This is a genomic window from Neobacillus sp. Fa239 (genome assembly GCF_055395235.1).
This window is the reverse complement of the sequence record NZ_AP041611.1, coordinates 1,901,711-1,923,617: the sequence shown is the minus strand read 5'-3', so window position 1 is coordinate 1,923,617 and position 21,907 is coordinate 1,901,711. Positions and strand designations below refer to the sequence as shown.

Below are 21,907 nucleotides of genomic sequence, written 5' to 3'. Positions count from 1 at the left end.
ATAAAAAAACTACCTGCCTTCAAAAAGGAGCAAATAGTTTTTTAAAATTATTGTTTTTAAAGCACTCCACAACCAGCTGGTCTAACTGAACAAGCCGACCATGGTTCCTGTCATGACGGAGCCAAGCGTAGCTACTACCAAAATTTTCAAACCAAATTTAGCCATCATGCTTGCTTTCTCCCCATTAATAGCCTGAATAGTGCCAAGAATGATCCCGATGGATGAGAAATTAGCAAATGAAACTAAGAAACTGGATACAATGGCTACGGTCTTCGCAGACATATGTGGAATCATTTTTTGAAATTGAAGCATAGCAACAAATTCATTTGCCGCAACCTTCGTTCCCATTACGGAGCCAACTTGTACGATTTCATGGGCGGGAATCCCCATTATGTAAGCGATGGGTGCAAACACATACCCCAATACTGCTTGAAAATTTATCCCGAAAAGGATAACAAAGACATAGTTGATCATGGCCAACAGCCCAATGTAGGTAATAAGCATAGCAGCAACTATTAATGCGACCCTTCCTCCATCTAATGCACCATTACCGATTGCTTCAAACAAAGATCTCTCATGAATCATTTCTTTCACATTAATTGCTTCATCCTCTTCAGCCTTTACAGGGCACACAATGGAAGAAAGGATTAAGCCTGAGAAAACATTGATTGGAAGTGCTACTAGAACATAGCTTGGTGGAATCATCTGCATATAGGCACCCAAGATGGAACAACTGACAGCTACTAACGACGAGGTACAAACGACAAATAAGCGGTTGGCACTTAATTTGTGTATATAAGTCTTAACCGAAAGAATCGCCGTTGTATCGCCAAATACCATGGAATTCACTGCTACAAAGGATTCAACTTTGGGGAGACCTGTTATTTTAGCAACGGCTCCACCAATGTACTTAATCGCTAATGGTAATATTCTCGTATACGTTAAGATGCTTAGCAGCGCAGACACGAAAATAATCATCATCAATACATTTATAAAGAACAACCCTTGTTTTGTTAATCCACCAAACACAAAAGCGATCCCATCATTACCAAACGAGAGGATTTTATTAAACAGATCAGTTACTTTCTTTAATATCAATTTACCAATGGATGTATTAAGGTTAAACCATGCTAACGCTAACTGAATAACCAACATAATCCCTGTAGCAGTATAGTTAATGTTCTTCTTATCATTTGACATGATCCATGCGACCACAAGTAGCAAAATAATTCCGATTATACCTATTAAAATGGACATACAATTTTCCTTTCTATGTTTAATAAGCTCATACATATCATGCCCAGTTCGAAAACCTTCATTATCAAAACTAAAAAAAAGACACTAGAGAAAAAATCCCTAATGTCTAATGAATATTTTATAAGCAATAGAAATACCATCGCATTAATGTCCACCCCATATGGACAAAGTCACATAAATGTCCACGAACGGTGTCTGTCACCATCACTCAATAAAGGAATTAGCCAGTTCTAAGGCTTTTTCTGTTGCTCCTTTTTGGAGATAGTAGTGAAAGAGTTTTTTTTCAAAGTGTTTTTGTAGGTTTTTGAATCCTGTATTTTTTAAATGCGGAAGGACTGTTGCCGCAATAAACTGATAGTACTTTTTTTCTTCATCCTTGAGTTGGTAGATGTGTAATTGAAAGGATATCCATAAATCTGATTTTGCGGCTTTGGCCAAATGTAAGCCTTTATTGGTCAGCTCCAATAATTCCTCGTGTGAAAGTAAGTTTCCTTTGTAGCTCGTACTGATCAAACCATCTAAACTAAGTAAATAATGAGGGATCCGTTCATCAACAAGTTTCATGGCCTGTTGGAAATAGTTCGAAGCCTCACCGTATTCCTTTCTCCGATATAGATCAAATGCAAGATTATGATAAAGCTTCGACTTGCGCTCCACATCATTAATGGTATCACAGGTACGGATCAATTGTTCGTAACGCACTTTCGTCTTTTTGATATCATGGTGTTCCTTGGCATTTAATTGGATCAACAACATCATTTCCGTATCAATGATTCGCTTAATGTTAAGGGTTTTTTGAAAATAATCAAGAACCTTCTCTGCATAATAATAAGAAATGATATTAGCATTAATCGTATGGTAGGCAAGGGCCAGATGGTAATAATATTCGAAGTGATTATAATGATTTTGATCAATCGATATTAAGATTTGTATACAATCGCGATATTTTCCAGTGAGAAAATAATAGATACCTTGTACATGCTTTAACATATTGCGATCTTGTGGAGAAAAAGATGCCTCATTTTTATGCAGGCTTTTGATGATATTCAATGCTAAGTCCAATTTAAAATGAGATAAAAAATGTCTGGCAGAAAGTAATTGATAATAAACGTGAAAATCCTCCAGGTTTATAAGCTTTTCCTTTTCAATTTCATTTTTTAATCTTTCTGATTCTTCGTTTTGCTGCATGACCAATGCCTCATGCCAAAGTTTTAATTTCAACTGAAGCTTATGAAAACACTCCTTTTCATCTTCGAGGTCGATATTTAATTTATTGGACAATAAGTATGTAATTTCCCCTGAATATTCCGTAATTCCTCTTTCAATTTTGCTTAAATGGGTAACTGAACAAATTCCTTCGACAAGTTCTCCCTGGGTTAAACCCGCCTTTTCACGATAAAACTTGATAATCTTCCCCTCTATCATTTACCCACCTCTATTGTCATATTGATATTATTATAGTGAAATTGTTAATAATATACTACATGTGCAAGCAAGAGGTTCAAAATAAAATAAATATAGGAGTAATAAAAAAATCCCTTATCAAGTATTATTCTTGATAAGGGATTTTTGATTATTTACTTGAAGAAGTTACTAATTCTTTCACACTATCTTCTAAACCAAGAGCAAATCTTTCATGTGTTTTTCTTACTAGTTTAAAATATTCATCGAAAACATTGTAACCTTCATGTCTCTGTTTTTGCAGAAGCTCAAAGTAAACTTTGTTGTTTTCAACTGATTTTTTTTCTAACCGGTTCAATAAATCAAATGTTGATTTAGTTGGAGTGATCATGATTTTTTCCCAACGATTAACTAGATCCTGCCATTGATTAACGAATGCATTATTTTTCAAGAACTCTAGTTTAAATGAGTTCTCTTGCTGTGATATGATCGCTTCATTTGCTTTTTTCGTTTCATCGAAATAGAATAAAAAACTATTTCGGTATTCAGAATTAAATTTTGCAGCATCCTCAAATGATTTTACTGACGCTTCAATTCCTTCCTCAAGGAATTGACGGGAAAGCTGTACAGCATTTTCAAATTGATCCCATAATGTGTTAACATATGAACTTGCTACAAACTCTTTTCCAATTTGATCATTCTTCTTTTGACTCATTTTTATTCCTCCCTTTACTGATACTAGATTTCTCTATGGAATCCTGCTTGTTATAAGTAGGAATGTAGAGCTCAAGAAAACTTGAATACATATGAAAAAATTGTTCTAACATACTTTGATAGCTCTCTAATTGATTCGCATGAATTTTTAAATAATTAATGCCAACATCTGTTATGGAGTATTTTCTCTTAGCAGGTCCACTTCCTGTTACATCCCATTCAGAACACACCAAATTTTCTTGTTCCAATTTCCTTAATAGACGATATAAATTCCCCTGATCAAGTGTTCGGAAGCCGAAATTTTGCAGCTTTTGAATAAGGTCATAACCATGTAAGGACATCTTGCTAAGCAGCAATAAAATAAATGGCAGAATAAAATTTTTAGATGGAGCCAAATTTTGATCATTGTTGTCGTTTGCCATATTTATTATCACCTCAAATCAATCTATATGTGTATTTTACACATATGGTTTATTTAATGTCAAGAGCAGTATTTCGGGGGTCAGTCCCCCGACAATTTAATGCATTAATGTACTGGGGGACTGGCCCCCGACCAAAAATAACCTTTATAGCAGAAAGAAAAGGCACTTTCCACTATAAAGGTTATTTTTTGTTGTATTTTCATTTTTTATGAAGTGGATGGTTGTGCGGAAGCTTGATTTTTTGGTTTTTTTGTAAATTGGAATGTTTGGTGAGCGTAATATACTTTTGCAAAAGCATGATTATCGCATAGTGAACACTTAACTTGGTACGATGCTTTACTAACATGGGGAGCTTCTAACAATGGCAATGTTTCTTTCATATGTGTAGTGCAGACCCACATAATCTCACCCCTTTAAAAAATGGTTATAATTCAACTAATTTCAAGGAAAAGGTCTAGGTAGTGGAAGCCACTTCCGTTTTAATTTTGTCCGGTTTTCTCATCTTCACTTGTTTTGTCACTTCATCGTCCCAGGAAACCGAGATATCCCCATTTGTGACAAATGTCTGGCAGCCTAAACGATAGCCCTTTTCAAGCCATTCCTCCCCTAATTTTCTTCTTTCCTGCACTTTCACTTTATCAAGATATTCTGTTCCCTCTTCCACTTTACATACACAAGATCCGCAAATTCCTCCACCACAACGGTTCGGAAGTTCACCATCATATCGGAGGGACATTCTCAAAATATTAGAATCCTCAGGAACCGTAAATTCTTTATTGCTATTTATAAATTTGATATTTGGCATTGGTCAATTCCTCCTTTTCATTATCTTCTTGGTATACAATATACCATAAATTTAATTTTCTAACAATATGTAAAATTTAAAATATTGAAATATTTTAAATTTACATATAGGATCCTATAGTGTTTTAAAATGAATAAAACAGGCTACTTAAAAAATAGCGGCCTGCTTAATACTTCCTTTTATTTTGTTTCTCTTTTAAACTCTCCATATAGGTGATATAAGCCTTTTTGGAGTTTTCAATATGGATCTTCATTAAATACTCGGCAATTTCAGCATCTCTGTCTCTTAATGCCTTCATGATATCAATATGTTCTCTTAATGATACTTTCCGTCTTCCTGGAGTTTCATATCCCATATTGGCAGCCATATGGATATAGTCGATCAGGCCGGAAAGTATTTCAAATAACTTGGGGCTTTTAGATGCTTTATTAATCAGCCGATTCATTTGAATGTGTTCAAAATTGAAATTTTCTTCCGCCTGCTCTTCCAATTCCTTCAGTTCTTGAATTTTTTGGTCCAGCTCCAATTGGGTTTCTTGATCCATTCTTTGGGCCGCTAATTTTACCGCCAGTACCTCCAAAGAGGCGAGAATCGTAAATACCTCAATAACCTCATTTTCCGAAATGTTCGTCACCACGACACCTTTCCGCGGTACGGTTTTTACAAATCCCTGTGATTCCAAACGGAACAATGCTTCCCTGATAGGAGTCCGGCTAATGTTCAATTTTGCCGCAAGCTCTCGTTCAATAAGGCGGTCCCCCGCTTGAAATTCACCTTCGAGAATCGTCTTTTTTAAATAAAGATAAGCATGTTCCCTGATTGATAATAGATTTTTTTCCTCCCATGTCGTTTCCATTTATTACACCCGCTATTATAGATTTAGGATAAAAAAAAGCCCCCATAAACGACCGCACCAATGATGACAAGAGAAGGATGAACCTTCCACTTACTTAAGGTGAGATAACTTAGCAAAGTCAAAAGAATGAGTTGGATGGCTCCGCTTTTTTCAAAAGCATCTAAAAAGAATTGGTAGGCCATAATGCCAAGCAACACAGCAATGATGGGTTGAACAGACTTTGTCATTAATTTCACTTTTGGTGAATCTTTAAATAAATTCACAAACTTAAACATTAAAATAACGGCAATAGCTGATGGCAGAATGGTAGCTGCAAGGGCAATAATAGACCCAAGAACTCCCCCAAGTTGATATCCAATAAAACCGCCCATTTTCGTTGCAATCGGTCCCGGCAAGGCGTTCGCTATGGCCAAGACATTGCTGAACTCAGATAAAGTCATCCAATGATAATGATTCACTACATCATTTTGGATTAATGGGATGATCGCAGGGCCGCCGCCATACCCCAATAAATTAGAAACTAAAAACGACCAAAATATATGCCAATAAATCATGAACTTTTCTCCTTTATTTGAACCACATTATCATCTGAGTTTGGTGATGACTTTTGTTTACGAGCAGCAATAAAATAAGCCGAGATAAGAAAAATTGCGATCAATATTCCTGGATTCACATTTAAAAATTGGATTAAGACTAAAGAAATGACTGAAAATGAGAGCATTTTTGAAATACCTAGTCCTTTGCGGCCATTTTGGAAAAAGCGATAGGCCATTTCCGCCAGCATAAAACCGATCACAGGTGTAACACCTTCTACCATTCCACCCACAATGGGAGAATGACGAAACGAATAAAGGACGCCTAACAAAGCAATCATGGCAATAATCGATGGAAGAATATGGGCAAGAATCGCTACTGTAGCACCTAATTTACCCTTCACTTTGAAGCCGATGTAGGCCGCCATTTTCGTTGCAATCGGTCCTGGCATTGTATTTGCAAGGGCTAAAATTTCTGTGAATTCCTCTACCGTCATCCATTTATATTTTTGGACGGCCTCGTATTCAATCAGAGGAATGGTAGATGGCCCCCCGCCATAACCAGTCACACCTGTGCGGGCAAATCCAATTGTTAAATCCATATAGGGCTTCAAGTGATTCTCCCCTTTCTAAAATCTTAAGGTTTGGATTCTAAAAAAAGACCTTATTCTGGACCATCAAAAATTTTGAATAAGGTCTTCCTATTTGCTTATTTTTTAATATCCGCTTCGGTAATCACTTCTAGTCCGCTTTTTGCCAAATAGGATTGTAAAGCCTTTAGTGCTGCTGTGCCCACTGCCGTATCCTGTTCACCGTTTCCGCCGCTTACACCTATTCCACCTACAACTTCACCATTCACCACGATTGGGAATCCTCCAACAAAAATGGCAAACTTGCCTGGAAGCATCTGATTGATCCCAAATGCTTCATTTCCTGGAAGCGCGGGGCCGTTTGGCTCTTTGTTAAATAAATGTGTGGAACGTTTATGGCCGGAAGCTGTATAAGCTTTTGCAATTGAAATTTCAGGGCCGGTAATGCGTGCTCCATTCATTCTTTCAAGGGCAATCAGGTTGCCGCCATCATCCACAATAGCAATCGTTTCTAGCACATTAATCTCTTCTGACTTTTTCTTTGCAGCTTCAACCATTAATTTGGCTTCTTCTAATTCTAATTTAAGGGCTTGTTTCATAGCGACTCTCCTCGGAAATTTACTTGTTTTAATAGCCGATATAGACTGTTTTTAATTGTGTAAAGAACTCCAAACCAACTCTGCCGGATTCACGGAATGTGGATGTACTGGATTTCTTCAGACCGCCAAAAGGAGCATTGATTAAGTTGCCAGTCGTAGTCCGATTCACCTTTACCGTCCCTGCCTGAATGTCTTTCGTAAACTTACCCGCAATCTTCAAGTTATTTGTCACAATGGAAGCAGATAATCCATACTCCACCCCATTGGCAATCCTAATCGCCTCTTCGTATGATTCTACTTCGATCACTGCCACAACGGGACCAAAAATCTCTTCCTTTGCAATGCGATGATCAGGTTTTACATCGGTAAAGATCGCCGGCTGAACATAGTAGCCCTGTTGGAATTTCCCGTCAGTCAGCTGTTCGCCTCCATAAGCTAATGTCGCTCCTTCTTCTTTACCAAACTCAATATATTTCAAGACATTTTTCAATTGTTTTTCATTGGCAAGCGGCCCGATTTTGACTCCCGCTTCAAAGCCATTGCCGATTTTAAGCGAACTTGTTTTTTCAATTAGTTTTTGAACAAACTCATCCTTGACATTTTTCATGACAATGACTCTGCTTGTTCCGGTACAGGCCTGACCTGTTAGCGAAAATCCGCCGTTTACAGTTAATTCAGCAGCCAAATTGAGGTCAGCATCCTCCATGACGATTAATGGGTTTTTCCCGCCAAGCTCCATTTGTGTACGGGTTGTAAAGGAAGATTTCTTATGAATATCTTCACCTGCAGCCGTCGAACCAGTGAACGTAACTGCCTTAATAGCAGGATGTGTAACCAAAAGATCCCCAACTTCCGAAGCTTTTCCCGTTACAAAATTAATAACACCTTTTGGTATACCAGCTTGAACCAATGCTTCCACAAGTCGCAATCCAATAAGCGGAGTATCAGATGATGGCTTAAAAACAACCGTGTTACCGGTGATTAATGCGGGAGCAATCTTTCTCGCAGGAATCGAAATCGGAAAGTTCCACGGAGTAATGACACTTACCACTCCAAGCGGTTCTCTTTCCGTCGAAACCTTCATGTTCGGATCATCATTTGGAAACGTCTCTCCTGAAATACTCTGTCCTTCCACAGCGTAATAACGGAGTGTTTGAGCAGAGCGCAGCACTTCATTCTTTGCATCGTTTACGTGCTTTCCTTCTTCTCTTGTTAATTCTTCAGCGTATTGATTGGCATTTTGTTCTAAAATCTCGGCCGCTTTATTTAAAATAGAGGCCCGTTTAGATGGCGCTGTATTGGCCCAGGTTGGAAATGCTTTAACGGCAGCTTCAATGGCTAATTTGACATCCTGTTCATTTGAAGCTTGGAAAGCCCCGACAATATCTTCTGTATTTGCAGGGTTTACACTATAAAACAGTTTATTGCTTACCGATTCCTGCCACTCACCATCAATTAAATTATTAAATGTCTCAACTTTAGTCGTTAGCAAACTATCACCTTCTACCATTCTATTAAATAAAAAACGGCCGTCTCATAGAACCTCGAATTTTCAAGATTTATAGGACGGCCTGAAACGTGCGTCGATTTTCTATAGGAAGTTCAATCTTCTGAATCAGGAATATATAATTGGTTACTTTTAGTCAATACTTAAGACTGAACTAATGCTCCTAGATCCTGCTCAAGATATTCTCTCCATAGACCGTCCATATACATGCGGCGCATTTTTGCTCCCGTACGGACAACTTCTAGGCAGCGCTGCTGTAATTCAGGAGTATCTGCATGGTCAAGAACGATTTTGTAACCGCGTTCGCCGTGGATTTCATCAGATACGATGTGTAAATCAAAGAATTCAATTTCTTCATCTGTAAATCCATATTGTTGACGTAATGCAGGAGTCTGTTTCCGGTAAATATCAGGAACTTGTGATTCCAAACCAACTACTAATGCAGCCGTTGCCACGACGAAATTTTCACGAGCCGCAACAGCAAAACACCAGCTTTGAAGACCTAGAGTCGTTGGAGCCATGTTAGCAGGGTCCATCACTCGTTCACGAGTGGTGCCGCAGCTTTCTGCAAAGCGAATTAGTAAGTCGGTATGGCGATCTGCTGCGATTTCTTCTTCATACATATTTTGTAATGTGAAATCCTTTGCAGATTCAAATTTTGGATCGGTTGGAGTGTTGTGGTAAATATACGCTAAGTAGTCTGCAAAAGGTCCTACATAGTGGTAATGGTTTTCAGCCCATTTTGCAAAGTGTTTTCTTTCAAGCTTCCCTTCAGCCCAAGCTAGAGTAAATGGAGCCTTTTGGCTATGGTTCCCTTTAATTGCTTCCTCTAATTGTTTACGAAATTCATCTTTTGATAATAATTCTGCCATTTTATAGTCCTCCTCTAGTTTTATGTAGGTTTTCTTAATGCTTGGCATTTGATATTTTGTATACCAAACTGTTGAAAAAATAAAAGAAAGTTGCTTGCCAACACTCTTTTTTAACTGTTTGGTATACCTTTAAAAATATATTAACCTACTTTATGTTGTTTGTAAACAAAATATTTAGAATTTTTTAAAGATTATAAATCACGTTTTCTATTCCCTGATCTCAAGCTAGTTGAAACTATTGATTTTTAAATTTAATAGTTTGCTAATCTCTTCCCTCAGGTTTTCCAGTGCTTCCTCGACAATACTTTCGCCAATTTCTCGGCTTGCTTTGGTGGCATCGCCGATACACCCATTTTGAGTCATTTCTTCATAGTAATAAAACCCTTGGATGGCTTTGCCTGGTCTAAGCTGCTTCCATCTTCCCTCTTCCTGGATATCCCCCTTTTCGAGGTCAGCAATCCGGACAATTTCTGGTGCCAAATAAAGCGCTTCCGAAACTTCCCGTTCACAGCTATGGCCGTATAAAGAGGATTTGATATATTTCTTAAAAGATTCCTTCGCCGATGCGGTCGTTTTCGCATAATAAACTTCTACTTCTAATTCTTTTGTTAAAGTCAGTGCTGCGACGCTTAAGGTAGATTGGTTGCCGCCGTGTGAATTTAAAAATAAAAACTTCTTTATACCATGATGCTTCAATGATTCAATCATATCTTTAAGAATGGCAATCAGCGTTGAAGGCTGCAAAGAAATCGTACCTGGAAAATTTAAATGGTGCTGCGAAACCCCCATATTTACAGTTGGTGTAACCAATGCATATGGATATAATTTTTCTCCCAGCTTTTTAGCCATTTTTTCAGCCAATACAGCATCGCAGCTTTCAACCATATGCGGACCATGTTGTTCATGGGCACCAATTGGGATGATCGCAAGCTGAACCGTAGTTAACGATTCTTCCACTTCCTTCCACGTCATCCGAGTTAGATCATAACAATCCACAAAACTTCACCTCTTGTATCTTTTTGTATTTTGTATACCTTTTAAAAACTATAACGTTTGCACGGTTGATTGCTTTTTAGGAACTGGAACAGAAATATTTTCCTGTGAAATTTCAATATCCTCTTGGATCGTTAATTGGCAGGTTAATCGATAACCTTCATTCACTTTGTCACCCAGCATTTTGACTTCCTTCCAATTTGGAGGCGCCAATGTTTCTGCACCGTTAATCACTTGACACGTGCATTTTGTACACCGTCCCATTCCGCAGCCATACTTTAACTTAGGAAATTGTCGAGTAGCGGCAAGTACGACTAAATTGGCATTGTCCTTAACCTCTTGTTCCACGATTGTTTCATCAACATGAAGAATAACTTTTGGCATACCAAATCCCCTTTCCTTCCGTTCAGAAAATTAAGATTTTTTTAAAGTATACAATCATTTTAACCAATAAGTAAACTAGTTTTTTTCTAAACCTGCTTTATTTACTACTTTAACGAGATGCATACGTTTAAATTTTTCTAATATTTAGAATATAATATTGAATTATCAGACTTTTTACTTTAAAATACAATTAAGAAGTTTTGGTATACAATGTTCCGCAGAGGTGATGCTAAAATCTTAGTTTTAGGTCTTGGTCTAGGATAGCACGTAGTAGTCATAAATTAATTAAAGGAGTGTTCGAAATGGGAAAATTTATAGTCTTAACGAATAAAGATACGGTCCAAACGATTTTAGAAAACGAGGGTTTAGAGGCTGTAGAATCCTATCAATTCTATTTTTTTGATAAATTAAAAGCTACATATACCATTGCCAAAGTCCTTGATGACAATATTAAAATCCAATTATTTGAAGAATACGAAGGAAAACAATATGTAAATCATATTGCTGTTAAGTTCTTTGAAAAATTCGATACGATTGACGCTGCCCGTGAGGAGTTACAGGAGATCGTCAAGGCGTCGGGGAACAGTGAAGATTCAGTGAATTCCAAGCTTGTTAAGGCTGAAGCAACAGTATAAGTTTTGAAAATAAAAAATCCGGGGGGAAAACATCTCTCCGGCTTTTATTTTATTTATCCTTTTTAAAAAATGGCTGTGTTAAAATCTAATGTTGATTTTTAATATTTGTTGATTGGAGCGGAGGACGCTCGACTCCTGCGGGATGAAGAGGTTACGGGAGACCCCGCAGGCGCCTTATGCGCCGAGGAGGCTCCCGGACCTCCCCGCGGAAAGCGAGCGTCCGGAGCGGAAATCAAATTTAGCAGTGCAGAAAAAAACCGCCACTTGAAAGGGACGGTTTTTATAGAAAGATTAAAACTTAAGTGTTTTTCTTAATGAAGCTAATTTTTTCTCCGCTTTTTTAGCAGCTTGTTTGGAACCAAATAGGAAGTTAAACATTTTTCATTCCTCCTGAATAATGGGTTATTTGTTACTTTTATTCTATTATGATGTTGAAAATAATACAACCAAATTGTATACCAAATACCAAATTTTTATTAAATTATGGCTAATTTGTGACTGGTTTATTATAAATTCATTCACTTGGTATACCATTATAAAGAAATTAGGTGATGATATGCTCCGGTGTATGTTTTTGTTGGTGATTTTTTTATATTTATTATCTGTGCTTTTACCTCAACTTGATCTAAATGTTCTTATATCCATACTAAGTCTTCTGATTGTCCTATGTACATGGGTCCTGGCAAAGCGATTTGTTCGAATATTAGGTAGCAGTTTTTTAATTCTGGGACTCCTGTTACTTTGGAAAAGCAATGCTTCTTATTCTCAATACATTCTTTCCTTTGGTCCAATGCTTGATTTGCTTACCATGTTTACCTTAGTCCCGATTTTAGGAATTCCGATAAAATTAGGCGGCTATAGCGGCGGGATTCAAACGATTATACAAAAAAATGTTAAGAATTCCGGTCAACTTTATATCATCACTTCTGCGATTTCCTATTTTTTTAGTATATTTATGAACCTTGCGACCTTGCCAATGACCTACTACTCCATCAGGCCGGCGATGGACTTATTTACAGTACAAAACAAAGAGCGTTTTATGAGCAGAGCAATCTCCCGCGGATTTGCGATGCCGCTTATATGGGCTCCCGTTACCCCTATTGTAGGAATTGTCATTACCATGACGGGCGTATCGTGGATTTCCATTCTTCCTTATGTCATTCCACTTAGCATTATAGGAATGGGAATGGATTGGTATATTGGAGCACGGAAATCAAAAGTGATGAACAAACCGAGAAAGGGCATAGCTGCAGATGAAACGGCGGCAACGGCAGAAATCAGCCCGAATAACCGTTCACGCCGAGTCTTACAAATTTTGCTGGCCATCATCATTTTCAATATCGTGATTTCCATCGTCGAAAAAAATGTTCCGTATCCTTTTTTAATTCTAGTATCTTTATTGGTTATCCCATTTGCGCTTGCATGGTCTCTTTTCTTAAAACAGGGGAAGGAATTTGGAGTTCAGTTATTAAAGCATTTTCAGTCTTTCTCCATTAGTATGAAGGATCAATTTTTCATTTATTTATCGGCAGGTTTTTTTATATCTGCTATCAATGTTTCCCATACAAATGAATGGTTGTACAGTTGGGTGATTAAGTTTATTCATGTGGCAGGTGTGGAGGCCTTCTTAATTTTACTGCCTTTAATCCCGTTGGCTTTTGCCTTTCTCGGTCTTCATCCAGCTGTTTCCCTTGCACTATTGGCGGAAGGATTAAATCCGCACACGATCGGTATTTCACCTCAAATATTGACTGTCGCAATGCTCGCCGGAGCCGTTTCCTCGTTTCTGGTAGGCCCGTATAATGCGACTTTAGGTCTCATGTCCAATATTGTAAAGGAAAGTTCCTATAAAGTGTCAAACTGGAATCTAACCTTCACAGGCCTTTATATTGCATGTGTAATGGGTTATTTATTTATTTTGCAATTATTATTAACATAAAATAAGGGTGTCAATCTGCATGATTGACACCCTTTTCATCTTTATATTGAATTTCTTTCACGATTTCCATCGCAAAGTGCCCGAGGCTCCCTTCACAATACCCTCGTATGATCTCTGGAGCTAACGATGTTAAAGCCCTTTTGACATATTCGGAAGGAAATCCCCTTTTGGCAAATTCATTCTCGATTTCGATTGCCGTTTTTACTGCGTAATAGGTTGCTAATTTATTTATTTCTGTTAAACAATTTTCATTTTCTATTTTTACCTGGCCAAGAGATTGATATATCTCTTCTATTTCCTCAGGAAGCGATGTTTCTGTGATAAATAGGCCGTTGCCGTGTTCCAATAAGTCTTTCCAGTGCCCCATGAACTTTACCCCGTAAACCTTTAATTCAGGGAATTTAGCTCTAACTTCTTTCGTTTGAAGAGTCGTGGCCATATTAATGATCATAGGTGATTTTATATTCAAATCGGAGATAAAGGGAACGATCTTCATTGCGGGCAAAGCCAAGATTAACACATTTAATTCAAGCAAATCTTTTTCTGTTAAAAGATAGGTATTTGGAAATTGTTCTGCAAATTGTTCTGCCTTCGTTTTGGAAGGATGGAATATCCCTATTTCTCTATTCTTTTTATTCCAATGCGTCATCATGGCGGTGCCTAATCTACCAATACCGACGATACCAATTTTACTTTTTTTCATCCCTGCTCACCTCGATTTTCCCATTATATGCAAAAATAGGGCTTCCCGACCCCCCTGTCAGGAAACCCCATTTAATAATTAAATGTTTGCAGCTACCATATGATAACGGCTAGAACCGTTGCTAGCAACAGTCCAATGATTACGGGCAGGAAGTTCTTTCTCGCCAGCTCTAATGGTGAAAGATTCAGGAAGCCTGCTACTGCACAAAGAGAAGACCAAGCAATAAGTGTTCCCCCACCGCTCCAAACCGAGCCCATCTGACCAATTGCGGCCATAACGGATGGATCAAGATGAGAGCTATGACCTAACGCTCCTGATAAAGCACCTGTTAAAGGAAGGCCTGCAAAACCGGAACCATCTAATCCTGTGATGATACCAACGAGTAAAATGCCGATTGCCGCAAAAATTGGGCTGTGCGGAATATAAGCCTGTCCTGCCTGGATGATGTCGAATAAAAATGCCGGTGCCTTAGCTGTTGGTGCAAGAGATAGAATTTGTCCTGAATAGTCACCAGTTCCCATAAAGAAGAATCCTGCAATTGGAATGACTGGACCCATTGCTCTGAATGAAAAGACAAATCCTTCTGTAATGTGTTCACTTATTTTTTCAAGTGCATGAATTCGATTAAAGGCAATAGTAGCCAATACTAATAGGATGGTTGCAACCCCGCCAATGAAAGCTGCGCCGTCTCCTCCCTCAAATCCAGTGTGTCCGCCAATTTTGGTCCCGAACATATAAATCATTACACCTAACATCGCTAGTGGTACAATGACAGCAAACGCTTTTCCCCAGGTTTGTTTTCTTTGGACCAATACTGGACTTTCTTCAACAGCTACTGTAGCAGCCATTTCATCGGCAACATTAAAGATTGTAGTCTCAGCTGTACCCGATTTTTTGGTGATCGCTTTTCGATGGGTCACGTACACGATTGCCAAAGAACTTAATCCAACAATTAAAGATAAAATCATCGCCTTGTCGGCAACTAAGGATTTATCAATACCAGCCGCTTTTGCACTAAGCATTGGCGCAACCTGCATAATATAGTCAGAAGAAAGCGCCATACCTTGGCCGGCAATGACAATGACCATTGCTGAAGTCATTACTGGTAATCCTGCACTCACTGCAGCAGGTACTAACAAAGCACAAATTAACGGAACTGCCGGGGTTGGCCAGAAAAAGAGTGAAATCACATAGGTGGCGACCATTAAAACGAGATACGAAACATGCCCGTTTACCATGATTTTTTGGATCGGAACAACCATCCTTTGATCCGCGCCCAAATCCTTTAAAGAGTTAAGTAGTCCAATCATGATTGATATAATTAGGAAAATACTGAATAGCTGCTGGGCTGCAACAAGGTTGGCATTAAAGATTGCCTGAAACCCTGCAATAATACCTCCTTTGTAAACCGCGGCGACTAAAAAAGTCCCGATGATAAGAGGTAAAACAATCCCCTTTCTAAAAAGCATGATAATAATTACACTCACAGTGACAATCAGATACATCCAATGAGCTGCTGTTAGTCCCATATATTACCTCCATCATTAAATAGAATCTAAAACGCTTTTCAATTAGACAACTTATGCTAAATGTTTTGAAAAGGATTGAGGATGAAGGAACCTTTGTATGACTGATCCTAGAAGACTATGTATTTCCTCATTCACAATCATTTAATGGAATATAAGGAAAAAAAGAGTTCTAATGCTAGTTTTGTATTTTGTGGATTGTATACCATAATAAAATAATAAATGCACCTGCTTAATTCTTTTAGTAAAACGCTTTCTTTTTCGTGAACCAACCACTTTCTGTGCTCAAAACAACTTCCCCTGCCAACATTTATAGCTTTAGAAAATAAACACCTCCTATATTCACTGTGTATAACTTATAAAATATCATATCTGAAAATAGATTAACTTGCAAAGGAATTTTTAAAAAATTTAGATATTTTTTTATATTCTAAATATTGATATTGTCTTTGAATAATTTGTTCAGTAAAATAAAATCAAATCGTATATTGTATACAATTTGAATAGACAGATGATGAGGTGAGTTGTTAATGTTAAAAGCTGGTATTATTGGATATGGCACATTGGGAAAGAGTATCGGGGAATTAATTCAAACAAAACAGGCCGGGGATATTGAATTAACGGCTATTCTGGTTAGAAACCCACTTAATTTAAAGGAGTCTCCAGGGGACGAAGTTACGGTAACAGCTGAGGAAAATGTGTTTTTTAATCTTGGTTTAGATATCATTATCGAAGCGGCTGGACATCATGCCCTTCAGCTCTATGGTGAAAAAGCTCTAGCAAGCGGAAGTAATTTGATGATCCTTTCGGTTGGCGCCCTTGCAGATCATGATTTTTATGAAAAACTACATAAGACCGCAACAGAACAGCATAAACAAATCCTGATTCCCTCTGCCGCTATTGCCGGTTTAGATAGAATTGCTGCTGGGGTATTAGGGGAAATCGAAGAGATTACGCTTATTACCCGGAAGCCGACAAGAAGCTGGTATGGGACAATTGCCGAGGAAAAAGTAGATTTAAAAACATTAGCAGAACCATTTTGTATCTTCGACGGCAATGCACGAGAAGCTGCGAAATTATTCCCGGAAAACGTCAATGTTTCCGCTACCCTCAGCCTTGCTGGTGTTGGTTTCGAAAAAACGAAGGTTCAGGTATATGTTGATCCTACGATTCAAAATAATACACATACGATTAAGGCAAAGGGCTTTTTTGGCCAAGTAGAAATTTCAGTCCAAAATATCCCGTTTATCCAAAATCCTAAATCAAGCCCAATCGTTTCTATGAGTGTTGCAAAGGTGTTAAAAAACTTAACTTCATCACTGGTTATTGGCGTATAAAACAATAGGGTCAGACTCCTCACTTGTGGTATGGAGGAATCTGACCCTGATTTTGTTATCACTTCTCTTTTTTCTGTCCTTTGCTATGATTAACCGCTTCAATATACGCTTTTCGAGCATTTTCAATATGAATTTTCGTTTGGTATTCGGCCATATCACTTTCTTGATTAATGATAGCCTCCATAATTTTGATATGCTCCTCCATCGACTGCTCTGCTCTTCCCAACTTTTTATATCCTGTCTTTGCAAAGGCTCTAATATAATCGGATAATCCACTCAGGATTTCAAAAAGCTTTGAATTCTTGGCGGAGCTGTATAGGAGACCATTTAGTTCTGTATGTAGCTCAGCGTATTCATCTTCATTTTGTTCCCTTAAACAGTCTTCCACTTTTTTAATGCATGCCTGAAATCTCCGTTTTGTTTCATCATCTAACTTTTGTACTGCTAATTTAGCGGCCAACACTTCAAGGGATGAAAGAATCGTAAACACTTCTATAATTTCCTTATCTGAAATATCAGCTACAATAACTCCCTTTCGCGGCACGGTTTTAACAAAACCTTGCGATTCTAATCGAAATAAAGCTTCACGGATAGGTGTTCTGCTAATATTCAATCTTTCTGCAAGCTCCCTCTCCACCAGCCGGTCACCCGTTTTAAATTCACCCTCTAATATTAAATCTTTAATGTAAAGATATACTCGTTCTCTTATCGAGATGAGATTTTCTTCCGTCCAGTTATTCCCCATGTTTTCTCCTCTTTCCACTCGGTAGACATTGGAATCATTATAACTTAAATTCTTTGAAAACAACAATTTTTTTGGAATTTATACCCATAAGGGGAATTTTCACTTGTGATTTTCACAGGCCGCTGATGCACCGCTCATGATAATCCCTGTCATGATCTCCGCCATTAACAAAACGGTATACAATCGAGTGTTATTTAATGACTGAGCGGGTGAAATGGGGTCAAGGTAATTAACAATAGCTTTCATATGGTAATCTCCCACACTAGGCAACCTCTTATTGAGTGCTTTGCCGGGAATAAATGATCCTTCCGATAAGTAGATGGATCCAATGTTCCTTTCATCACCCAAACAGGCATCAATTCCAAAAATAAAAGGGTCTTCAAATGAATCTTGAATATCCTTCAAAACCCTTGTTATATTTAACGCATGGACAGGAGAATGCAATGTTCCGTAAACAGGATATGGAAAATATTTGTCTTTTAACATTGTCCCTACCATTGGTCCTAGTGAATCTCCTGTAGAACGATCCGTTCCAATACATAAGAAGATAATTTCCTTAGACGTTTGGTTTAGCACGTCTTTTAGTTTATTTATCATGATTTCCTTTTCGAATTCTGTCCTCGGTTCTTGCAAGCAAATATCATTTGACCTTTCAGCTTTTTCTTTTTCCTTTTTTTTGTTTTCAAAAGGCCACATATGAATAAAACTCCTCCCCGTCCTTTGCAAATGGAGTATAAGTTGCGGGCAAAAAATTTCCATACCTTCTCTCTTTTCCAATATACTACAAAATAGTATTGGTATAGAACATTCATTTCATTTAAGGACCATATCAAAAGGAAGAGGTTGACTCAAAGTGAGTCAACCTCTTCCTTTTCTATTTTATTCCCAGTGCTTTTTTTGTATTAGGTCCAACGACACCGTCTACTTGTAGATGATGGGCTTTTTGAAAAAGACGGACAGCCTTTTCTGTGTTAGGGCCAAAGACTCCATCAATCCCTTTCGTCGAATACCCAAGAGAGGTCAGTTTCTGTTGAAGCGTCCTTACAGCAGAACCCTGACTTCCTTTTTTTAGAATGGCTCCACTGCTGCTAACCGGAACGGAAGCATTTCCAGCTCCCCCAGTTACTTTAAAGCCATTAGCAGATGCAATCGAGTTGAATGATTTTCCCGAATAGGTAATGATAACCGGTGTATTAATGGGAACTTGATTAAACAGCCACTCTACCTCATTATCATACATCCGAACACAGCCGTGGCTGACATACCCGCCAATGGAGCTTGGGTTATTATTTCCATGGATACCATAAGTCGTCCCCCAAGTTCCGCGTGCATTTAAACCGAGCCAGCGGTTCCCGAGCGGATTGCGAGGATCTCCACCTGGAATGTGTCCTGTGTAATAAGGCCGATTGACTATTTTATTCACAATCTTAAACCGGCCTTCGGGTGTCAAGGTCCGGCTCTTCCCTGTTCCAACTTTAAATACTTTTTGCAATTTGCCATTATCATAGTAAGCAAGCCGGTTGATTTCCTTGTTGATAATAATTAACTTGTTTCCCGTTGCAGCCAAACCAGAGGGGACCCCAACGATAAAACTAAAGAACATCAAAAAAGCAAAAACAACCAGAATAAACACTTTTTTGTGCAATCCAATCCCTCCAACACGACATTTAAAAAACTAATCCGTGTATCCTATGTTGAAGGGCTTGTTCATATTACAAATTTTACAATTTAGTTTCTTATGAATCTACTTCTCTTTGAAACTATTTCTAAAAAAATCAAAGTCTGTTTTTACGTAATGAAATGCTGCCGGGCTCCCGCCGTGGTCAGGATGGGTTATTTTCAATAATTGTTTATATCCTGCTAAGACAGTTTTATAACTTGCTGTTTTTGGAAGTCCTAATTTTTGACGATAATTATTCGAAATTGGTGCTGGAGGGGGAGTTTCAGTTTTGTCCGCCTCTTTTTCCGTTCCATTCGAAACGAAGTCTTTTAATTTTAATAATTCATTGCGTAAATCAATATTTTCTTTAAGAATTTTCTTGTTTTCTCTTTGTAATTCACTTTTTTCATTCTCTAAACTGACAATTTCGTTCCTTAATTTATTTCTTTGCTGTATTAACGTATTGACGGAAGTCTGATGAAGCTTTTCAAACTCTTTTAGATGCTCTTCCTGTGCTTTTATTTTTCCTTTTAATTGGCGGATAATTTTATCAGCGTCAATTGGAGTATGATTTAAAAACCTCTTTGAGGTTATTTCATTTGGTATGTATTCAGAAGTCCCTAATTTATGAATTTTTCCTTCATGAAGGTAGCGCTGTACAATTTGCATCCCAATCGTCTCAGAGACCCCTGCATCCTTTAACAGGTTCAGAGCTTCGTTTGTATCTTCGAGAATGTATCCCGTTTTCCTTGACCCTCTTGCCTCGAAGGTAATCTTCTTTTCCCTCAGCCATCGCCGGACCGTTTGAATACTAATATCTTCAGTGACTCCTGCATCCTTTAAAAAGTCAAAAGCTTGATCTGTGTTCACTTTGTTCCTCCTATTGAATAAATCCAAATCTCTATATCCCTATCATATATGAGGAAAGGAAGAAAATGAATGGATAAAAAATACTACATGGGATTGTTATTTGCACTTTTTATATACAATATAGCCCCATTGATTGGAGGCAAGGATCTTTAATTGATTGGACTTTAACAGCGATTCACTATACCATTCTTTCGAAATCATTAGCAATGCCTTCTTTTGGTTTAAAAACTCTGTAAAATCTCCATTTTTTACCTGTAAATTTCCTGCTAACTCAGCGGTCAGGACCTCGCTTTGAAGCCAATCCACAGTGCCAAAGGGCTGGTATTTATAGATAAGAGCTCCTTTAACTTGCATGTTATTTTTTACTTCTTCTATAAGACTTTGCTTTGGATTAGTCACGGGATTATTGAGATATGTAAAAATTTGCATTTCATAATAGACGGCTACTGACAAAATTGATGCTATAAGAATCAACTTCGTGAATCTCCTCCCATTTTGAAGAAAACTACTTGCAAGTACACCTATCATGATGGAAAGAGCCGGATAGATCGGCAGGATATACCATCTAATTCTTGTTTGCGCGAAGGAAAACAGGATGGATGGTAGCAAAATCCATAAACCAACTCCAATCCAAAAATACTTTTTTTCGGACGGGATGCTTTTGAACGACGAGCCTTTTTTGAGAACCAACAGAAAAATCAGCAAAACTATCCATAATCGAAAAAATTTGTATAACACTTCTATATAATAAAATTTTCCCTCTGTGTGATGCTCAATGGTCATAGTAGATCTATCAAGTAAATCATAAAAAAGCATGTTCTTAAAAAACATGACACTATCATAATGGTATCGAATTGCTCCCCAGGCAAGAATGGGCAGACTCATGGATAAACATACAATTAGCCAATTTTTGAAAGAGTGATTTTTATATTTTCCAGTCAAGATCAGTAAAAACGTCGTTATCAACACAATAATACCGGCATGCCAGCTTTTGGTTAAAAATGCGAGAGAAAAACCAATTCCTGTTCCACATAACCATTTGCAATTTTGATTCGATAATAATAAAGACAATAACGCGAAAGTAAAAAGAAAGACGTAAAGGGCATCTGCATCTCCTGTTCTTGAGGAATGATTGATTAAAAATTGAGTACTTGTCGCCATAACTAATGTTGAAATAAGAGAAGCGAGCTTTCCATGTTTTTTGTATAAAAAAACCGACACCATCGTGATGGTTCCCATTGAAAAAATGGCAGAGCAAATCCTCAATCCAAGCTCATTAAAACCTGCCAGTTTGTACCCGAGGATAATCGTCCAAAAACTAAGTGGAGGCTTTAGATTCCAATAATCATTTTTTTCTCTATATGTATTAACTATAAAATTCCCATTTTTTATCATTTCGAAGGCGCTAACGCCATGTCTCGCTTCATCCCAGCTGTAAATTGGGAAATCTCCCAACCGATAAAAGATATTAAAAGATGCCATGGTAAGTATTACTGCCATGGAAATGAAATAAACAATGGTTAATTTTTGATTTAAAAGGCGATCCATAAGGCTACTCC

At 37.8% G+C, this 21,907-nt stretch carries 23 protein-coding genes; 3 read left to right on the top strand and 20 right to left on the bottom strand.

Going from position 1 to position 21,907, the window contains the following annotated elements; genetic code table 11:
• Positions 1-81: 81 nt before the first annotated feature.
• From ACZ5XR_RS09150 to ACZ5XR_RS09090, 13 genes are all read right to left on the bottom strand, one after another.
• A complete protein-coding gene (locus ACZ5XR_RS09150; RefSeq protein ID WP_464501347.1) occupies positions 82-1,257 on the bottom strand; it encodes a NupC/NupG family nucleoside CNT transporter in 1,176 nt (391 codons plus the stop codon).
• A gap of 204 nt (positions 1,258-1,461) precedes the next feature.
• The gene (locus tag ACZ5XR_RS09145; RefSeq protein WP_464501346.1) at positions 1,462-2,682 is read right to left on the bottom strand and encodes a helix-turn-helix domain-containing protein; all 1,221 of its coding nucleotides are present in this window, start codon (positions 2,680-2,682) and stop codon (positions 1,462-1,464) included.
• A 148-nt stretch (positions 2,683-2,830) separates the two neighbouring features.
• The gene (locus tag ACZ5XR_RS09140) at positions 2,831-3,373 is read right to left on the bottom strand and encodes a hypothetical protein (RefSeq protein ID WP_464501345.1); all 543 of its coding nucleotides are present in this window, start codon (positions 3,371-3,373) and stop codon (positions 2,831-2,833) included.
• Positions 3,354-3,794: a poly-beta-hydroxybutyrate-responsive repressor gene (phaQ, locus tag ACZ5XR_RS09135; protein ID WP_464501344.1), complete on the bottom strand. Its 441-nt coding sequence runs from the start codon at positions 3,792-3,794 to the stop codon at positions 3,354-3,356. The genes ACZ5XR_RS09140 and phaQ overlap by 20 nt, the downstream gene beginning before the upstream one ends.
• Before the next feature lie 454 nt (positions 3,795-4,248).
• Positions 4,249-4,599 carry a 2Fe-2S iron-sulfur cluster-binding protein gene (locus ACZ5XR_RS09130; RefSeq protein ID WP_464501343.1) on the bottom strand — a complete coding sequence of 117 codons (351 nt, stop codon included), beginning with the start codon at positions 4,597-4,599 and terminating at the stop codon, positions 4,249-4,251.
• Positions 4,600-4,765: 166 nt separating this feature from the next.
• On the bottom strand, positions 4,766-5,455 hold the full coding sequence (locus tag ACZ5XR_RS09125; RefSeq protein ID WP_464501342.1) for a GntR family transcriptional regulator: 690 nt from the start codon (positions 5,453-5,455) through the stop codon (positions 4,766-4,768).
• A gap of 23 nt (positions 5,456-5,478) precedes the next feature.
• On the bottom strand, positions 5,479-6,009 hold the full coding sequence (locus tag ACZ5XR_RS09120) for a chromate transporter (protein WP_464501341.1): 531 nt from the start codon (positions 6,007-6,009) through the stop codon (positions 5,479-5,481).
• Positions 6,006-6,590, bottom strand: a complete 585-nt coding sequence (locus ACZ5XR_RS09115; protein WP_464502271.1) for a chromate transporter — start codon at positions 6,588-6,590, stop codon at positions 6,006-6,008. Before ACZ5XR_RS09115 ends, ACZ5XR_RS09120 begins: the two co-directional genes overlap by 4 nt.
• 107 nt (positions 6,591-6,697) lie before the next feature.
• Positions 6,698-7,177: a GlcG/HbpS family heme-binding protein gene (locus ACZ5XR_RS09110; protein WP_464501340.1), complete on the bottom strand. Its 480-nt coding sequence runs from the start codon at positions 7,175-7,177 to the stop codon at positions 6,698-6,700.
• A 28-nt stretch (positions 7,178-7,205) separates the two neighbouring features.
• A complete protein-coding gene (locus ACZ5XR_RS09105) occupies positions 7,206-8,687 on the bottom strand; it encodes an aldehyde dehydrogenase family protein (protein WP_464501339.1) in 1,482 nt (493 codons plus the stop codon).
• 140 nt (positions 8,688-8,827) lie between these two features.
• Positions 8,828-9,556, bottom strand: a complete 729-nt coding sequence (locus tag ACZ5XR_RS09100) for a TenA family transcriptional regulator (protein ID WP_464501338.1) — start codon at positions 9,554-9,556, stop codon at positions 8,828-8,830.
• Between the two features lie 225 nt (positions 9,557-9,781).
• On the bottom strand, positions 9,782-10,552 hold the full coding sequence (locus ACZ5XR_RS09095; RefSeq protein WP_464501337.1) for a creatininase family protein: 771 nt from the start codon (positions 10,550-10,552) through the stop codon (positions 9,782-9,784).
• Between the two features lie 48 nt (positions 10,553-10,600).
• Positions 10,601-10,933 (bottom strand): 2Fe-2S iron-sulfur cluster-binding protein, encoded by a 333-nt coding sequence (locus ACZ5XR_RS09090; RefSeq protein WP_464501336.1) that lies wholly within the window; start codon positions 10,931-10,933, stop codon positions 10,601-10,603.
• Between the two features lie 302 nt (positions 10,934-11,235).
• Here ACZ5XR_RS09090 and ACZ5XR_RS09085 point away from each other — a divergent pair, with 302 nt between their 5' ends.
• Positions 11,236-11,568, top strand: a complete 333-nt coding sequence (locus ACZ5XR_RS09085; RefSeq protein WP_464501335.1) for a hypothetical protein — start codon at positions 11,236-11,238, stop codon at positions 11,566-11,568.
• A 568-nt stretch (positions 11,569-12,136) separates the two neighbouring features.
• Positions 12,137-13,507 (top strand): hypothetical protein, encoded by a 1,371-nt coding sequence (locus ACZ5XR_RS09080; RefSeq protein WP_464502270.1) that lies wholly within the window; start codon positions 12,137-12,139, stop codon positions 13,505-13,507.
• A 10-nt stretch (positions 13,508-13,517) separates the two neighbouring features.
• Here the strand turns inward: ACZ5XR_RS09080 and ACZ5XR_RS09075 are convergent, their stop codons facing one another.
• Positions 13,518-14,210, bottom strand: a complete 693-nt coding sequence (locus tag ACZ5XR_RS09075) for an NAD(P)-binding domain-containing protein (RefSeq protein WP_464501334.1) — start codon at positions 14,208-14,210, stop codon at positions 13,518-13,520.
• A 92-nt stretch (positions 14,211-14,302) separates the two neighbouring features.
• Positions 14,303-15,739 (bottom strand): hypothetical protein, encoded by a 1,437-nt coding sequence (locus tag ACZ5XR_RS09070; RefSeq protein ID WP_464501333.1) that lies wholly within the window; start codon positions 15,737-15,739, stop codon positions 14,303-14,305.
• A gap of 527 nt (positions 15,740-16,266) precedes the next feature.
• On the opposite strand from ACZ5XR_RS09070, the gene ACZ5XR_RS09065 reads away from it, so the two are divergent.
• A complete protein-coding gene (locus ACZ5XR_RS09065) occupies positions 16,267-17,073 on the top strand; it encodes an aspartate dehydrogenase (RefSeq protein ID WP_464501332.1) in 807 nt (268 codons plus the stop codon).
• A 58-nt stretch (positions 17,074-17,131) separates the two neighbouring features.
• Here the strand turns inward: ACZ5XR_RS09065 and ACZ5XR_RS09060 are convergent, their stop codons facing one another.
• The 5 genes from ACZ5XR_RS09060 to ACZ5XR_RS09040 form a co-directional block, all read right to left on the bottom strand.
• Positions 17,132-17,818 (bottom strand): GntR family transcriptional regulator, encoded by a 687-nt coding sequence (locus ACZ5XR_RS09060; RefSeq protein ID WP_464501331.1) that lies wholly within the window; start codon positions 17,816-17,818, stop codon positions 17,132-17,134.
• Between the two features lie 99 nt (positions 17,819-17,917).
• Entirely contained in the window at positions 17,918-18,514 is a 597-nt protein-coding gene (gene yyaC, locus ACZ5XR_RS09055) for a spore protease YyaC (RefSeq protein ID WP_464501330.1), read from the bottom strand.
• A gap of 178 nt (positions 18,515-18,692) precedes the next feature.
• Complete coding sequence (locus tag ACZ5XR_RS09050) at positions 18,693-19,463, bottom strand: L,D-transpeptidase family protein (protein WP_464501329.1); 771 nt, start codon at positions 19,461-19,463, stop codon at positions 18,693-18,695.
• Positions 19,464-19,562: 99 nt separating this feature from the next.
• Positions 19,563-20,348, bottom strand: coding sequence for a hypothetical protein (locus ACZ5XR_RS09045; protein ID WP_464501328.1), 786 nt, complete (start codon positions 20,346-20,348; stop codon positions 19,563-19,565).
• A 96-nt stretch (positions 20,349-20,444) separates the two neighbouring features.
• Entirely contained in the window at positions 20,445-21,896 is a 1,452-nt protein-coding gene (locus tag ACZ5XR_RS09040; protein ID WP_464501327.1) for an ArnT family glycosyltransferase, read from the bottom strand.
• Positions 21,897-21,907 lie beyond the last annotated feature (11 nt).

Bases quoted from the DNA above. Each gene is read 5' to 3' on its own strand.
- ACZ5XR_RS09085 (WP_464501335.1), top strand. From the start codon at position 11,236: ATGGGAAAATTTATAGTCTTAACGAATAAAGATACGGTCCAAACGATT.
- ACZ5XR_RS09130 (WP_464501343.1), bottom strand. From the start codon at position 4,599: ATGCCAAATATCAAATTTATAAATAGCAATAAAGAATTTACGGTTCCT.
- ACZ5XR_RS09080 (WP_464502270.1), top strand. From the start codon at position 12,137: ATGTTTTTGTTGGTGATTTTTTTATATTTATTATCTGTGCTTTTACCT.
- yyaC (WP_464501330.1), bottom strand. From the start codon at position 18,514: ATGTGGCCTTTTGAAAACAAAAAAAAGGAAAAAGAAAAAGCTGAAAGG.
- ACZ5XR_RS09040 (WP_464501327.1), bottom strand. From the start codon at position 21,896: ATGGATCGCCTTTTAAATCAAAAATTAACCATTGTTTATTTCATTTCC.
- ACZ5XR_RS09100 (WP_464501338.1), bottom strand. From the start codon at position 9,556: ATGGCAGAATTATTATCAAAAGATGAATTTCGTAAACAATTAGAGGAA.
- ACZ5XR_RS09090 (WP_464501336.1), bottom strand. From the start codon at position 10,933: ATGCCAAAAGTTATTCTTCATGTTGATGAAACAATCGTGGAACAAGAG.
- ACZ5XR_RS09140 (WP_464501345.1), bottom strand. From the start codon at position 3,373: ATGAGTCAAAAGAAGAATGATCAAATTGGAAAAGAGTTTGTAGCAAGT.
- phaQ (WP_464501344.1), bottom strand. From the start codon at position 3,794: ATGGCAAACGACAACAATGATCAAAATTTGGCTCCATCTAAAAATTTT.
- ACZ5XR_RS09075 (WP_464501334.1), bottom strand. From the start codon at position 14,210: ATGAAAAAAAGTAAAATTGGTATCGTCGGTATTGGTAGATTAGGCACC.
- ACZ5XR_RS09120 (WP_464501341.1), bottom strand. From the start codon at position 6,009: ATGATTTATTGGCATATATTTTGGTCGTTTTTAGTTTCTAATTTATTG.
- ACZ5XR_RS09110 (WP_464501340.1), bottom strand. From the start codon at position 7,177: ATGAAACAAGCCCTTAAATTAGAATTAGAAGAAGCCAAATTAATGGTT.
- ACZ5XR_RS09065 (WP_464501332.1), top strand. From the start codon at position 16,267: ATGTTAAAAGCTGGTATTATTGGATATGGCACATTGGGAAAGAGTATC.
- ACZ5XR_RS09070 (WP_464501333.1), bottom strand. From the start codon at position 15,739: ATGGGACTAACAGCAGCTCATTGGATGTATCTGATTGTCACTGTGAGT.
- ACZ5XR_RS09105 (WP_464501339.1), bottom strand. From the start codon at position 8,687: ATGGTAGAAGGTGATAGTTTGCTAACGACTAAAGTTGAGACATTTAAT.
- ACZ5XR_RS09060 (WP_464501331.1), bottom strand. From the start codon at position 17,818: ATGGGGAATAACTGGACGGAAGAAAATCTCATCTCGATAAGAGAACGA.
- ACZ5XR_RS09125 (WP_464501342.1), bottom strand. From the start codon at position 5,455: ATGGAAACGACATGGGAGGAAAAAAATCTATTATCAATCAGGGAACAT.
- ACZ5XR_RS09150 (WP_464501347.1), bottom strand. From the start codon at position 1,257: ATGTCCATTTTAATAGGTATAATCGGAATTATTTTGCTACTTGTGGTC.
- ACZ5XR_RS09145 (WP_464501346.1), bottom strand. From the start codon at position 2,682: ATGATAGAGGGGAAGATTATCAAGTTTTATCGTGAAAAGGCGGGTTTA.
- ACZ5XR_RS09115 (WP_464502271.1), bottom strand. From the start codon at position 6,590: ATGGATTTAACAATTGGATTTGCCCGCACAGGTGTGACTGGTTATGGC.